Below are 14,476 nucleotides of genomic sequence, written 5' to 3'. Positions count from 1 at the left end.
CTCTATTCTGAAAAGGAAAGAGGCTTTTTTACTTTAAATACCCTAATTTTGCACGATGGTTTCAGAAAAAAAAGATATACGCGCACTTTCAAAAGAAGAACTTAGAAGCTTTTTTGTTAGCATTGGCGACAAAGCCTTCCGCGGAACACAAGTTTACGAATGGCTTTGGGGAAAAGGCATTCACAGTTTTGATGAAATGACCAATCTCTCCAAGGAAACCCGAGCACATTTAAACGAAAACTTTGTAATCAACCATATAAAAGTTGATTATCTCCAAAAAAGTAATGATGGCACTATTAAAAATGCAGTAAAACTTCATGATGATTTAGTGGTTGAATCTGTTTTAATTCCCACAAAAAAACGAACCACTGCCTGTGTTTCCTCCCAAGTGGGTTGTAGTTTGGATTGTACTTTTTGTGCTACGGCCAGACTGAAAAGAATGCGAAACCTAAACCCAGATGAGATTTACGATCAAGTAGTAGCCATTGATAAGGAAAGCCGTCTGTATCATAACAAACCTCTTTCCAATATTGTGTTTATGGGAATGGGCGAACCGTTGATGAACTACAAAAACGTTCTGGAATCCATCGAGAAAATTACTAGTGATGAAGGTTTAGGGATGTCTCCAAAACGTATCACAGTTTCTACGTCTGGCGTACCAAAAATGATTAAAAAATTGGCGGATGACGAAGTGAAATTCCATCTCGCCGTTTCATTGCATTCCGCAATTCAAGAAACTCGGGAACAGATTATGCCTTTTGCCAAAAACTTCACCTTGCCAGATTTGCGGGAGGCTTTGGAATATTGGTACAGCAAAACCAAACGCAAAATAACTTATGAATACATTGTATGGAAAGACATCAATGACAAGTGGGCTGATATTGAAGCACTCGTTACTTTCTGCAAATATGTGCCGTGCAAAGTAAATATCATTGAATACAACCCGATTGACGATGGACATTTTCAGCAAGCTTCTTCAACAATTATCGATGATTATATTGAAGCGTTGGAACATGACCGAATTCCTGTAACCGTCCGCCGAAGCAGAGGAAAAGATATTGATGCCGCTTGCGGACAGTTGGCAAACAAACAATAAAAAAAGAGCGGCCCAAAGCCGCTCTTTTCAATTCAATATAAAATGTAAATTAGTTTTTTACGATTTTAAATGACTTGCTTGCTCCATCAATAGAAACAGTAGCAATGTAAACACCAGACTGCAATCCAGAAAGACTAACAGTTTCGTTGTTGCTGTTTAGTTTTTGTGAAACAACTTGCTGGCCTAACATATTGTAAAGTGCAACTTTCTCCATTGAAGTGTTTGCAGAAAGATTCAAATTGTTGTTTGCGATAAAATGATTGAAACCTTTAAATTCGTTAGTTCCAACTGCCAAAACACCAGAAATGGTTACATCATCAATAGAAAGATAATCCATATCTGTAACATTATGATGTCTGAAAGCTAAATAAACAGTCTCTCCAGACAAACTTGAAAGATCTAATGAACGCTCATATTGAGTTCCTTCATCATTAGGGTCATCATAAACTTCAGTAAAAGTAACAGTAGCAGATTCTAAGTCAGCAAGATCGCTGCTAGTAGCAACATATACACTGTAGTTCTCATTGTCCCATTCAGCTGCAGCAGCTTGAACTTTCCAAGTTAATAGAACATCTCCACTAGCAGTTGTTAAATCAATTGCAGGAGAAACAATCCAGTTATCTGGAGTTAAGGGTACGGTTTGCCAAGATCTTGAAATTAATGAAATAGGAGTAACAGGGTTTCCGTTTTGGTCAGTAACTGCAAAAAGGTCACCCCAATTATTGCCATCACCATCTTCATCATAAATTGTCCAATCTGAAACATCTTCATCATTAAAATCGTCTGAGAAGAAAGTGGTCTGTGCATTCATAGCAAAGCCAGCAAATAATGCGGCCAATAATGTAATTTTTTTCATTGTAATTATAAATTAAGGAGTTAAAATGATTTTTTCAAAAATAGGGCTAGAGCCTTTATTTTTGTAGGTTTCGGAATATTTTAACGCCTTTTTGAAAATTGACAGAATATTGTCATATAAATAGGCATTCTTTATTTTAATTAACAGCATTATTGTCAAATTCTGTTTATGGAATATGTTTGATTGTTCTTTTTATTTATTGCTTTTTGATGTGATTTTATAATAAAATGTTAAATTCAGTTTTCTGCCTTCCAAAACAATCAATTCTCATTGACTGCTGACTTCAAACCATCATTCAATTTTAACTATCTTTGAGCCTTTATGAAGATAGTTTCACGCATCAAACTTCCCATTGAAAAGGAAATGGAGCTTTTTGAAAAAAAGTTCACAGCTTCCATGTCTTCAAAAGTTTCACTTCTTAACAGAATCACACATTATGTTGTAAACCGAAAAGGAAAACAGATGCGCCCTATGTTTGTTTTCCTCATTGCAAAAATGACAGGCAATGGTGAAGTGAACGAACGTACCTATCGCGGCGCTTCCGTTATAGAACTCATCCACACTGCAACTTTGGTGCACGATGATGTTGTGGACGACAGCAACCGCCGCCGCGGATTTTTCTCTATAAACGCACTTTGGAAAAATAAAATCGCCGTACTGGTTGGCGATTATTTGCTTTCCAAAGGTTTATTGCTTTCCATTGACAACGACGATTTTGATTTGCTGAAAATAATTTCGGTAGCCGTGCGCGAGATGAGCGAGGGCGAATTGCTTCAAATTGAAAAAGCCCGAAAACTGGATATTACAGAAGAAGTATATTTTGAAATAATCCGCCAAAAAACAGCAACACTGATTGCTGCCTGTTGCGCCATGGGTGCCCGCTCCATAATGGCTCCCGACGAAGAAGTTGAAAAAATGCGCAAATTTGGTGAGCTCATTGGTACGGCCTTTCAAATAAAAGACGACCTGTTTGATTATGGCAACGAGCATATTGGCAAACCCACGGGCATAGATATTAAGGAGCAAAAAATGACGCTACCTTTAATATATGCCTTAAATAATTCCACTTCTGAAGAAAAAAAATGGCTTATCAATTCGGTTAAAAACCATAACAAAGACAAACAGCGCGTAAAAGAAGTAATCAACCTTGTAAAACAGAATGGCGGCCTAGATTATGCCGTCTCGAAAATGAAGGAATACCAACAGCAAGCGCTTCAGCTTTTGGAAACCTATCCCGCTTCACCCTATAAAGAATCGTTGGTTCTGATGGTGAATTATGTTATTGACAGGAAAAAATAGTAGTTTACAGTTGCAGTTTACAGTCTCAGTTTTCAGAAAAAAAGATTTTTAGCAAACAACCCAAGATCCACGACCTATAAACTACAAATAACTGACTACTGCGACTGAAAACTTCAAACTTTTTCACTCCCAGGCAACCATTCTTCAAAAACCTACGTCTATTAAAATAGAAGCACAAACAGCAACGCTTGCGTGAAGATTATACCGTTACATAAAAACTATTCAAATTTAATTGACAAAGCGTCCAAAGGCGATCGCCGCGCGCAGCATCAATTGTTTGAAATGTTTTCGCCAAAAATGTTGGGTGTTTGCAGGCAGTATTTAAAAAACAACGATTTGGCGGAAGAAGTAATGCTTTCGGGTTTTTTCAAAATGTTTACGCATTTAAAGGATTTCAAAAACGAAGGCAGTTTTGAAGGCTGGATTCGCAGAATAATGGTGAACGAGAGTATTTCACAACTTCGGAAGGACAAAAAATTGCACTTTATTTCCGAGACCGAAATAGAGAACACTGCAGAGCATTCCACTTTTATTGAAACCGAACTGGAAGAAGCCGATATCCAAAAGATGATAGACAGTCTGCCGGACGGTTACAAAACGGTTTTTGTGCTTTATGCGGTTGAGGGCTACAAACACAGTGAAATAGGAGAGTTGTTGCAGATAAGCGAGAACACTTCAAAAACACAACTTTTCAAGGCCCGTAAAATGCTTCAAAATATGGTAAAACAACAAAACAATTTAAGCTATGGCACCCTATAAACTGGAAGACAACATCCGTGAAAAATTGGAAGCGAGGGAACTGAAACCTTCTGCGGACGCATGGAGCAAACTGGAAGCAAAATTGGATACCGAGCAGCCCAAAAAGAAAACTGTGCTTTGGTATTATGTTGCTGCGAGTTTTGTGGGGTTTTTAATTCTGGCCTCGGTTTTTTTCAGCAGGAATAATGCTGAAGTGGGCAATCAAATAGTGAATGAAACAATAGAGCAGAAGAGTGTAGAAAAGCAGCCAGAGGTAATTCCAAATAATTCTCAATCCGAAGAAATTGCTTCCGAAGAGAACCATTTGGAAACGGTTGAAAAAATAGCTCCAAAAAAAGAAACTGAAAAGAAACAAAAACCAAATTCGGATCAATTGAAGTCGCTTCCCCAGAAAAAATCTGAAGTTGACAAAAAGATTGAGAGTGTCGAAGCTATTGCGAAAGTCACAAAAGTAGAAGCAGAGCAAGCTCTGAAAACAACTTTGGAGAAAGAAGAAGACAAACTATTTAACAATAAAGTAGATGAAGTAGTGGCCTCCGTAAAAAAAATGCAAGAAAACAACACAGAAATCAATGTGACAGATGTGGAAGCATTATTGAACAATGCCCGCCGCGAAATAGAGACCCAGCGAATTCTCAATAATCCAAAGGTTGATGCCACCGCATTGCTTGAAGATGTGGAATGGGAACTCGAAAAAAGTTTCCGCGATAAAGTATTCGATGCTCTTGGCGAAGGCTTTCAAAAAGTGCGCACTGCCGTTACAGAAAGAAACGATTAGCCATTTTTTAATGCTCAATGCTCAATGCTCAATGCTCAATGCTCAACGCTCAATGCTCAATGCTCAATTTTCAATAAATAATTTTCAATAATCAATAAACATTCATCATCATTCATCAAAAAATCGAACAGTTATGAAATCATTAATTACAATCACAATTACTCTTGCAATTTGGTTGCTTGCATCGTGTTTGGCAAATGCACAGGAAACCGATCACGACACACAGACTACGATAGAACAGCTTACCAATCTTAAAGAGAAAATAATTCTGGAAGAAAAGGAGGCTTTAAAAAGAGATGTAGAAAACATCAACGAACGTTTAACAAACGAAGCTATTTCAGAATCCGAAGCCGAAATTTTTAAGAAAGAGGCGGCAGAAAAACATGCGCTCAACATCGAAAACCGCATAGCTATAATAGACAATAAAGTAGCATTGCTTAAACGAAACGGAAACATTGAAGAGGACGAAGATAATGGAATGATCATTCGCATTGGTTCCAGCGGAAAAAATAGTGAAAATGACAATGTTCTATACATTGGCCCCAAAAACAAAAAACGAAAATATGACCGTCGCACTACGTCAGATATGGTATTTGCTTTTGGGTTGAACAATGTAATTACAAAAGGAGAATCTTTGCAGGATTCAGATTTCAAAGTAGCCGGAAGCCGTTTTGCAGAAATAGGTTGGGCCTGGAAAACCCGTGTGTTTGAAAACACAAACTGGGTGCGCATTAAGTACGGATTGTCTCTTCAGTTCAACGGATTGAAACCAACAGACAACCGTTTTTATGTAGATACTGGAGAACATACGGAACTTCAAGCCTATCCATTAAACTTGGATAAATCAAAATTCAGAATGGATAACCTCGTCGTTCCATTTCACTTTGAGTTTGGCCCATCCAAAAAAGAGGAACACGATGGCTACTTTAGGTATAACACAGAAAACCAAATTAAAGTAGGTTTAGGCGGTTATGCAGGAATAAATCTCGGAGCCCGCCAAAAACTAAAGTTTGAAGAAGATGGCGAAGACCAAAAACTAAAATTAAAAGCAGATTACAACACAAATAAATTTATCTACGGTTTAAGCGCTTATATAGGCTGGCAAGGTGTCGCGCTTTATGGTAAGTATGATTTAAACACAATCTTTAAGAACAACCCAATAGATCAGCGCAATGTTTCCCTCGGACTTCGGTTTGATGTGGATTAGCCATAAACACTTTCATTATTCGTTGTTTAAAACCTGCATGGATTTTTAAAATTCGTGCAGGTTTCTTTTCTTAATATCCCTATTTTTACAAATCAAAAATCAAACCGTCCAAAAACCTAAAATTCCAACAATCTGATTTCCAAAACCACCATAGACAATGTTTTTGAAACCGCCCGCGTAGAGGAGGTGATTGGTGATTTTGTTCAGTTGAAAAAATCCGGAAGCAACTATAAAGGGTTAAGTCCGTTTACTGACGAGCGCTCGCCGAGTTTTATGGTTTCGCCGGTGAAACAGATTTGGAAAGATTTCAGTAGCGGAAAAGGTGGAAACGTAGTTGCTTTTTTGATGGAGCACGAACATTTCACCTATCCCGAAGCCATAAAATTTTTGGCAAAAAAATACGGGATTGAAGTAGAGGAAACCGAACAAACTGCTGAAGACAAAGAACAGGCCAACGAAAGGGAGAGTCTTTATTTAGTTAGCGAATTCGCTAAAGATTATTTTCACAGTACGCTTTTAAAAACCGAAGAGGGCAAAGCGATTGGGCTTTCATACTTCAAAGAGAGAGGTTTTACGGACGAAACCATCAAAAAATTTGAATTGGGTTATTCGCCCGATTCTTGGGATGCTTTTACCAGTCACGCCATCAAAAAAGGTTATAAGTTGGAGTTTTTGGAAAAGACGGGCCTTTCCATTGTTAAAGAAGAAAAACAATTTGATCGTTTTAAGGGAAGGGTAATGTTTCCAATCCTTAGCATGAGCGGCCGCACACTTGGTTTTGGAGGGCGTATTTTAACTTCGGATAAAAAAGCGGCGAAATATTTAAACTCTCCCGAAAGCGATATTTACCACAAAAGCAAAGTGCTTTACGGCATTTTTCACGCGAAACAAAGTATTGCGAAAGAAGATAATTGTTATTTGGTGGAAGGTTATACAGATGTTATCCAGTTTTACCAAACCGGAATACATAACGTAGTTTCTTCTTCGGGAACGGCATTGACTTCGGAACAGATTCGGCTTATAAATCGACTTACCAAAAACATAACCGTTCTTTTTGACGGGGATGCGGCTGGGCTTCGCGCATCGCTTCGTGGAATCGATTTGATTTTGGAACAGGGAATGAACGTGAAAATCTGCACTTTTCCTGAAGGCGAGGATCCGGACAGTTTTTCGCGAAAAAATTCGTTGGAAGATTTGACGCTTTATTTAGAGGAAAACGCTAAAGATTTTGTAACCTTCAAAGCTTCGTTGCTTGCAAACGAAGCAAAAAATGACCCTATAAAAAAGTCTGAAACCATACACGATATGGTGAACAGTATTGCCAAAATCCCGGATGTTATTAAGCGTGAAGTTTATATAAAGGAATGTTCGCGGATTATGGATATTTCGGAGCAGGTTCTTTTCAATACGCTGGCGCAGATTTTTCAAAAGGATAAAAAAGATGCTGCAAAAAGAGAAGTTATTCCGCAGGAAGCTTTCGAGGTTATTCCCACAGAAAAAAAGATTGAAAAAGTAGATGTCCAGTTTCAACTGGAACAAAAAATAATAGAGCTTTTGCTTCTTTATGGCAATGTGGAAGAAGATTTTGAGGAATTAATCTTGGAAGCCGACGAAAAAGGAGAAATCACATTAAAGCCCGAAATTCACAAGTCGCGCGTTTTTGAAAAAATATATCTCGATCTTCAGGAAGACGAAATTGAATTCATGAACCCAGAATTTAAAGAACTATATTTTGAAGTTGTTAACCGTTTTAACCAAAATCCGGAAGCCAAAGCCGAAACTTTCATCAATGAATTGAGTCCCGAAATGGCGTCTTCTGTCACACATATTTTGATGGAAGAAGAAAGATATTCCTTAAGCAATTGGGAGCGAATGGAAATATATGTGAAGGTAAAAGAACAGACTATTGCACAAATGGTTAGTGAGACCATCCTCAATCTGCGAAGACATTTGGTTTCACAGAAAATAAATGAACTTTCTGAAGCAATGAAGCAGGAAGAAAATCTTGAAAAGGAATCTGGTTTACAAGAAATTGTGGATTATATAAGCCTTAAAAAAGTGCTTTCCAATAAACTAAACAGAGTGCTTTAAATCAATTGAATTGAAACAATCGGGCTTGGTTTATCAATTCAGCCAAGCTAGTCACTTTTAGTTTTTTCAGCAAACGTGTTTTATAGGTGCTCACTGTTTTTTCATTTATTTCCAAAAGTGTAGCTATGTCTTTGTTGCGTTTTCCGTTGGAAAGTAAGTTCAGCACTTCAATCTCCCGGGCGGAAAGTTTTTTATAACGCCCCATAATGGTATTGTCATTAATAGACTTGTTGTTGAAGGCGGCCGAAAGTTCATCATTCAAGAACACACCGCCAGTTGCAATGCGTTTAATGGCTTGAAGAAAAATTACTTCTGAAGATGTTTTTGGAATGTAACCTGCAGCACCAGATTTTATAGAGCGCAAAGCATAAATTTCTTCTGGATGTGATGAAAAAATAGCAATTCGCGTTCTTGGAAACTCTTCCCTAATACTTCTAAGGGCGTGAAAACCATTAATTTCTGGTATGTCTAATTCCAACAACAAAATATCGGGACGTTCTTTTTCCAAACATTTTAGCAATTCTGATCCGCGTGAAACTTTTCCGACTATTGAATATTCATTTGTGCTATTCAGCAACACTTCTGCACCTTTTCTAGTTATTGGGTGGTGGTCTGCAATTACAACTTTTTTCATCCTATTGTATTTATAAATTTTTTAAAAATATAAAACCTTCAGATTTGGGGTTGAGGTTTGACAATGTAATATTAATGCTACATTTTGAATATATAAAATCTTACGAGTAAGAATGCTAAACCTTTCGTTTAATGGTTAAATTATTCGGTAAATAACAAGGCTATTTCAATTTGGCAGGTATTTCGCAGACAGGAATTGGCATCATTTTGTGTTGGTTTGCTTTATTGAGACGGTTATAAATATTAAAAACTACTTGTTGTCTCCCTGAGAAATCAGAACTGATCTTTCCTTTTTCAGTCATTTTCATGGCCCATTCCAGTTCGTCATAGCTTGCGCCAAGTTGATCTTCGTCGGTACGGTCATCGCCCCAAAGTCCATCCGTTGGTGCTGCTTCAATAATTTCTTTATTTATTCCCAAATATCGGGCAATTTCATAAACCTCACTTTTCATCAAATCTGCTATCGGACTTAAATCCACTCCACCGTCACCGTATTTTGTATAAAAACCCACTCCAAAATCCTCCACTTTATTGCCGGTCCCAGCAACCAGATATTTATGGAGAGCCGCAAAATAATAAAGTGTTGTCATGCGCAAACGGGCACGAGTGTTTGCGAGCGACATAAAACGATCTTCTTCTTTTTCAACTTTTGGCAAAGCCTCAATGAGGGAATCAAAAACGGGAGTAAGGTTTATCTCAATTTTTTCAACGCTTGAAAAATTTTTCTTTAGCCAAGCAATATGGTTGTAAGCACGACTAACCTGAGAAGCTTCTTGGTGTATGGGCATTTCCACACATAAAAGTTCCAGCCCTGTTTTTGCGCACAGGGCTGAGGTTACGGCAGAATCAATCCCTCCACTAATGCCAATTACAAAACCATCCATTTTTGCATTTACAGCATAATTTTTTAACCAATTTACAATGTGGTCTATCACTTTTTCAGTATGCATTTTCTGTGTTTTTAATCTTTTATAATAATACCTTTGCAGCGCAAAAGTTGTTAAAGATAAAATTAATAAAAAGGAATGGCGTTAACCAGCTGTAACATTTTTTCTATTATGAAGTATTGCTTATTTGTTCTTTTGGGTGTCCTCTTTTTTTCGTGCAACAACGAAAGCAAAGTTGAAAAAGAGATTGAAAAAATTCCTATAAATTTTGAAATCATTCGGTTTGACAAAGAATTTGCAGCAGCAACTCCAGCAGATCTTCCAAAGCTAAAAGCGAAATTCCCTGCCTTTTTTCCGAAACAATATAACGATAGCATTTGGGTTGAAAAATTGACCGATACACTTCAAGACCAGCTAGAAATGGAAGTGCTAAAAAAATTTCCCAAGGAGGAAGTTATAGAAGAGATTCTTGTTCCGTTATTTCAACATATAAAATATTATTTTCCAGATTTTAGAACGCCAGTGGTTGTAACTGCAACTTCAGATGTTGATTACAGAAATAAAGTGATTCTTGCAGATAGTATGTTGGTAATAGGTTTAGACAATTATTTAGGGAGCGAACATCGGTTTTATGAAGGAATTGATAAATATGTCTCTAAAGAAATGAAGCCATCCCAAATTGGTCCCGACGTGGCTGAAACCTATGCAAGACAATATATTAAGCCTCCCAATAAAGGTTCATTTTTGGGGCAAATAATTTACTTTGGAAAAGAACTTTACTTAAAAGATTTATGGCTTCCAAATGATAAAGATGCAGAAAAAATAGGGTACACGGAAGCTGAATTTGAATGGGCTGAGGCGAATGAAGAATATATGTGGCGCTATTTTATTGAGAAAGAATTGCTCTATAGTACCGATCCCAAGTTAGGGGCTCGATTTATAAATCCTGCGCCTTTTTCAAAATTTTATCTTGAAATAGACAACGAATCCCCTGGAATGTTGGGGCGTTATTTGGGCTGGAAAATTGTGCGTGCCTATATGGAAAACAATAAAACATCCACTCAGCAATTAATGGTTACAGATGCTGAAGAAATATTTACAAATTCAAAATATAAACCGAAGAAATAATGGCAGTAAAACATACATCTGAAATAAAACTAAACATAGGTCTTGACGAAAACAAAATTCCTGAAAACATAAAATGGACCGCTGAAGATGGCGGAATTACAAACGAAGTTACCAAGGCCGTAATGCTTTCCGTTTGGGACAGTGCTAAAAAAGAATCTCTTAGAATAGATCTTTGGACAAAGGATATGCCAGTGGACGAAATGAAAATTTTCTTTCACCAGACTTTAAGCGCAATGGCAGATACTTTTCAGCGTGCGACCAATGATGATAGAATGAGCGACACTATGCGTGATTTTTGTGATTATTTTGCAGAGAAGTTAGAGTTGAAACGGGAATAATTAAATTCAGAATTCAGAATTCAGAATTCAGAATTCAGAATTCAGAATTGGGAATTGAAGCGTTTAGCTCTTCTATATATTTCAAAACCTCATCCCTTCCTGTGGAATCACTGGCTGAAGTAATGAAATAGGGAGGCATTTCTTCCCAAGTTTCCAACATTTTTTCTGCGTATAGAGCAATGTTTCGTTCCAAAGCTTTTGGTTTCAATTTGTCTGCTTTGGTGAAAATTATATTGAAAGGAATTCCACTCTCGCCCATCCATTGCATAAATTCCAAATCAATAGGTTGTGGTTCGTGGCGGCAATCTACCAAAACGAAGGCGAGGATCATTTGTTCTCTCTTTTCAAAATAATTGGTAATGAATTTCTGAAAAGTCTTTTTGCTGGTTTTAGAAACACGTGCATAGCCGTAACCGGGCAAATCTACTAAATACCAGTTTTTATTGATAAGAAAGTGATTGATGAGCTGTGTTTTTCCCGGTCTCCCAGAAGTTTTTGCTAAACTTTTGCGCAGCATTAGCATATTGATCAGGGAAGATTTCCCCACATTGCTACGCCCAATAAAAGCATATTCCGGCAAACGGTCTTTGGGGCATTTGGCAACTTCGCTGTTGCTCATCAAAAATTCCGCCGATTTGATTTGCATTTTTTTAGTATTGAGAAATTAGTATTGCTTATGAAACCTGAAACCTTGAACGCAGCCGAAAGACTGAGATGGTTAGTATCCCCGTTTTTCCAACCAAGAATACAGAAGTTCATTAAATTCATCAGGATGTTCCATCATTGCGGCATGGCCACATTTGTCAATCCAGAATAATTCAGAATCCGGTAAGAGTTCATCAAATTCTATTGCAACTTCTGGGGGCGTAACATTATCGTTTTTTCCCCATATAATGCAAGTTGGGGTTTGCATTTTTGGTAAATCCTTTGCCATGTTGTGCCTTATGGCGCTTTTCGCGATAGCAAGGGTTCTTATCAATTTATTCCGGTCGTTTACGGTTTCATAAACGTCATCCACAATTTCCTTGGTTGCAACAGCGGGGTCATAAAAAACGTTTTCGGCTTTTTGTTTTATGTATTCATAATCACCTCGTTTTGGATAACTTTCACCCATCGCACTTTCATAAAGACCAGAACTTCCTGTGATTATTAAAGCTTTCACTTTTTCAGGATACATTTTTGTGCATAAAAGGCCAATATGCCCACCTAGAGAATTTCCCAAAAGAATCACTTCTTTATAACCCAGATGGTCAATAAACTGCGCTACATATTTTGCGAAATTTTTCACATTGGTACGCAACAAAGTCATCTTGTAAATGGGCAATTCGGGAATTAAAATTTTGTAGCCTTTTGGTGGAAAGAAATCTGCAACGCCATCAAAATTGCTCAACCCGCCCATAAGCCCGTGAAGGATGATTATTGGAGTGCCTTCACCTATTTCTAAATATGAAAATTTTCCTTCTTTCTTTAAGTTTTCCGACATGCTTGGTTGCTGCAATTTAGAATGACAAAAGTAAACAAAATTATTTCATAAGGTCTATTTAAAATAAGGCTTTGTTATTTACTGTATCGATTTCACTTTATCTACAAAGTGGTAAAACTTATCAACAAAGTGGTAGAATGTGGTAAAATGTGGTAAAAGTTATATATATTTGAAACTATAAATTACAAATCGGGAATTTCCACAATGCTCAATCTAATAGGCACATACGAATGTAAAGCAGACGTAAAGGGACGGGTCATGGTGCCTGCGCCTTTAAAAAAGCAGTTGGCATCGGTAGCTCCAGAAGGGTTTGTGATTAAGCGTGCCGTGTTTCAGCCCTGTTTGGAAATGTACCCAATGAAAGAATGGGATGCCCTGATGCTGAAAATGGGCGAACTGAACCGCTTCAACAGAAAGAACAACGACTTTATTAGAAGATTTACTGCGGGTGTAAAAACCGTAGAACTTGATGCCACAGGCCGCTTGCTAATCCCGAAAGACCTACTTTCTTTCGCTGGAATAAATAAGGAATTGGTAATATCTTCTGCAATAAACATTGTTGAAATCTGGGATAAAGACAAATACGAACAGGCTATTGATGACGCTGCAAGTGACTTTGCTGATTTGGCCGAAGAAGTAATGGGAAACAAAAGCAATGATGGTGATGGAATATCATAATCCGGTTTTGCTGAATGAAACTGTCGAGGGGCTAAACATAAAGCCAGATGGCGTTTATGTGGATGTAACTTTCGGCGGCGGCGGCCACTCCCGCGAAATTCTTGAACGTCTGGGGCCAAATGGAAAGCTGATTGCTTTTGATCAAGATAAAGATGCTTTGGAAAACGATATTGACGACGAGCGATTTTTACTTATCAATCAAAATTTTCGATTTCTTAAAAAGTTTTTGCGCTTTCACGGCTATAAAACAGTTGATGGTGTTTTGGGAGATTTCGGAGTTTCCTCTCATCAATTTGATGTTGCCGAAAGAGGCTTTTCAACCCGTTTTGAAGCGGATTTGGATATGCGAATGAATCGTGACAGTAATTTTTCAGCATACACGGTGGTCAACAAATATGAAGAATCGCAATTGCGAAATGTGCTTTCAAACTATGGCGAATTGCGAAGTGCAGCCGGAATGGCACGAGTAATTGTTGAAGCTCGTGAAAACGAAAAAATAAAGACCAGTGAACAGCTTAAAAAAGTTCTCAGCAGGTTTCTGCCAGCGCATAAAGAAAACAAGATTTTGGCCCAAATCTATCAGGCAATTAGGATTGAGGTTAATCAAGAATTAGAAGCGCTGAAAGAATTTTTACTTCAAACAAATGAGGTTTTAAAATCTGGAGGAAGAATAAGCTTGATAAGCTATCATTCTTTGGAGGACAGATTGGTGAAGCGATTTATAAGAAACGGAATGTTTGAAGGAGAACCTGAAAAGGATGTTTTTGGAAGAGTAGAAGTTCCTTTTAAAGCAGTTGGAAAATTTATAATTCCTTCCGAAGAAGAAATAAAACAGAACAACCGCGCCCGAAGTGCCAAACTTAGAATTGCAGAAAAGATATAGCATGAAAGAAGGTTTTTACAACATAATAAAAGGAAAATTTTTGGTTAGTGATGACGCGTTGAAAAACTGGCGCTTCATCATTTTCCTTTCGCTTTTGGCCTTGATAATGATTGGCAGTTCACATAGTGCAGATAAAAAAGTACATAAAATCTCAAAATTGAACGCACAGGTAAAAGAGCTGAAAAGCGAATATGTTGATGTTCGCATGCTTTTGATGCAGGCCAGAATGGAAAGTAAGATTATAGCCGCAATGGAAAGCCGCGGTTTACAGCCATCATCAAACCCGCCAAAGAGAATTCGAATTATTGAAAAGAAAAAATAGTTAAAAACGAAAAGAAATAACAATTGACAACTGATAAT

The 14,476-nt window shown here is 37.6% G+C and carries 16 protein-coding genes; 11 read left to right on the top strand and 5 right to left on the bottom strand.

Annotation, left to right across the window (positions count from 1 at the left end):
• Positions 1-55 precede the first annotated feature (55 nt).
• Positions 56-1,096 (top strand): 23S rRNA (adenine(2503)-C(2))-methyltransferase RlmN, encoded by a 1,041-nt coding sequence (gene rlmN / locus Q2U82_RS02060; RefSeq protein ID WP_410006080.1) that lies wholly within the window; start codon positions 56-58, stop codon positions 1,094-1,096.
• A gap of 49 nt (positions 1,097-1,145) precedes the next feature.
• Here rlmN and Q2U82_RS02055 read toward each other — a convergent pair whose 3' ends face one another.
• The gene (locus Q2U82_RS02055) at positions 1,146-1,952 is read right to left on the bottom strand and encodes a choice-of-anchor J domain-containing protein (RefSeq protein ID WP_410006079.1); all 807 of its coding nucleotides are present in this window, start codon (positions 1,950-1,952) and stop codon (positions 1,146-1,148) included.
• A gap of 321 nt (positions 1,953-2,273) precedes the next feature.
• On the opposite strand from Q2U82_RS02055, the gene Q2U82_RS02050 reads away from it, so the two are divergent.
• From Q2U82_RS02050 to dnaG, 5 genes are all read left to right on the top strand, one after another.
• Positions 2,274-3,251, top strand: coding sequence for a polyprenyl synthetase family protein (locus tag Q2U82_RS02050; RefSeq protein WP_410006078.1), 978 nt, complete (start codon positions 2,274-2,276; stop codon positions 3,249-3,251).
• A gap of 192 nt (positions 3,252-3,443) precedes the next feature.
• Entirely contained in the window at positions 3,444-4,010 is a 567-nt protein-coding gene (locus Q2U82_RS02045; RefSeq protein ID WP_410006077.1) for an RNA polymerase sigma factor, read from the top strand.
• Complete coding sequence (locus Q2U82_RS02040) at positions 3,997-4,788, top strand: hypothetical protein (RefSeq protein ID WP_410006076.1); 792 nt, start codon at positions 3,997-3,999, stop codon at positions 4,786-4,788. Before Q2U82_RS02045 ends, Q2U82_RS02040 begins: the two co-directional genes overlap by 14 nt.
• A gap of 133 nt (positions 4,789-4,921) precedes the next feature.
• A complete protein-coding gene (locus Q2U82_RS02035; protein WP_410006075.1) occupies positions 4,922-5,995 on the top strand; it encodes a hypothetical protein in 1,074 nt (357 codons plus the stop codon).
• Between the two features lie 132 nt (positions 5,996-6,127).
• Positions 6,128-8,086: a DNA primase gene (dnaG, locus tag Q2U82_RS02030; protein WP_410007111.1), complete on the top strand. Its 1,959-nt coding sequence runs from the start codon at positions 6,128-6,130 to the stop codon at positions 8,084-8,086.
• 1 nt (position 8,087) lies between these two features.
• On the opposite strand, the gene Q2U82_RS02025 is transcribed toward dnaG, so the two are convergent.
• Together Q2U82_RS02025 and nadE are read right to left on the bottom strand one after the other, a co-directional pair.
• A complete protein-coding gene (locus Q2U82_RS02025) occupies positions 8,088-8,720 on the bottom strand; it encodes a response regulator (RefSeq protein WP_410006074.1) in 633 nt (210 codons plus the stop codon).
• 160 nt (positions 8,721-8,880) lie between these two features.
• Positions 8,881-9,669: an NAD(+) synthase gene (nadE, locus tag Q2U82_RS02020; RefSeq protein ID WP_410006073.1), complete on the bottom strand. Its 789-nt coding sequence runs from the start codon at positions 9,667-9,669 to the stop codon at positions 8,881-8,883.
• A 108-nt stretch (positions 9,670-9,777) separates the two neighbouring features.
• Here nadE and gldB point away from each other — a divergent pair, with 108 nt between their 5' ends.
• Both gldB and gldC read left to right on the top strand, forming a co-directional pair.
• Positions 9,778-10,734 carry a gliding motility lipoprotein GldB gene (gldB, locus tag Q2U82_RS02015; protein ID WP_410006072.1) on the top strand — a complete coding sequence of 319 codons (957 nt, stop codon included), beginning with the start codon at positions 9,778-9,780 and terminating at the stop codon, positions 10,732-10,734.
• Positions 10,734-11,072 (top strand): gliding motility protein GldC, encoded by a 339-nt coding sequence (gene gldC, locus Q2U82_RS02010; protein WP_410006071.1) that lies wholly within the window; start codon positions 10,734-10,736, stop codon positions 11,070-11,072. The genes gldB and gldC overlap by 1 nt, the downstream gene beginning before the upstream one ends.
• Positions 11,073-11,106: 34 nt before the next feature.
• Here gldC and yihA read toward each other — a convergent pair whose 3' ends face one another.
• Both yihA and Q2U82_RS02000 read right to left on the bottom strand, forming a co-directional pair.
• Positions 11,107-11,718 carry a ribosome biogenesis GTP-binding protein YihA/YsxC gene (gene yihA / locus Q2U82_RS02005; protein ID WP_410006070.1) on the bottom strand — a complete coding sequence of 204 codons (612 nt, stop codon included), beginning with the start codon at positions 11,716-11,718 and terminating at the stop codon, positions 11,107-11,109.
• Between the two features lie 72 nt (positions 11,719-11,790).
• Positions 11,791-12,555: an alpha/beta fold hydrolase gene (locus Q2U82_RS02000; RefSeq protein ID WP_410006069.1), complete on the bottom strand. Its 765-nt coding sequence runs from the start codon at positions 12,553-12,555 to the stop codon at positions 11,791-11,793.
• A gap of 204 nt (positions 12,556-12,759) precedes the next feature.
• Here Q2U82_RS02000 and mraZ point away from each other — a divergent pair, with 204 nt between their 5' ends.
• From mraZ to Q2U82_RS01985, 3 genes are read left to right on the top strand one after another with little or no spacing between them, the layout of a single operon-like run.
• Positions 12,760-13,233, top strand: a complete 474-nt coding sequence (gene mraZ / locus Q2U82_RS01995; RefSeq protein WP_410006068.1) for a division/cell wall cluster transcriptional repressor MraZ — start codon at positions 12,760-12,762, stop codon at positions 13,231-13,233.
• Positions 13,220-14,116, top strand: a complete 897-nt coding sequence (rsmH, locus tag Q2U82_RS01990; RefSeq protein ID WP_410007110.1) for a 16S rRNA (cytosine(1402)-N(4))-methyltransferase RsmH — start codon at positions 13,220-13,222, stop codon at positions 14,114-14,116. The genes mraZ and rsmH overlap by 14 nt, the downstream gene beginning before the upstream one ends.
• Position 14,117: 1 nt before the next feature.
• Complete coding sequence (locus Q2U82_RS01985) at positions 14,118-14,438, top strand: FtsL-like putative cell division protein (RefSeq protein WP_410006067.1); 321 nt, start codon at positions 14,118-14,120, stop codon at positions 14,436-14,438.
• Positions 14,439-14,476: the final 38 nt, after the last annotated feature.

Origin of the sequence: Aequorivita nionensis (assembly GCF_046352995.1) — a bacterium.
Classification (GTDB): Bacteria; Bacteroidota; Bacteroidia; order Flavobacteriales; family Flavobacteriaceae; genus Aequorivita; species Aequorivita nionensis.
The sequence above is the reverse complement of the archived record's forward strand: the minus strand, read 5'-3'. Positions and strand labels throughout refer to the sequence as shown.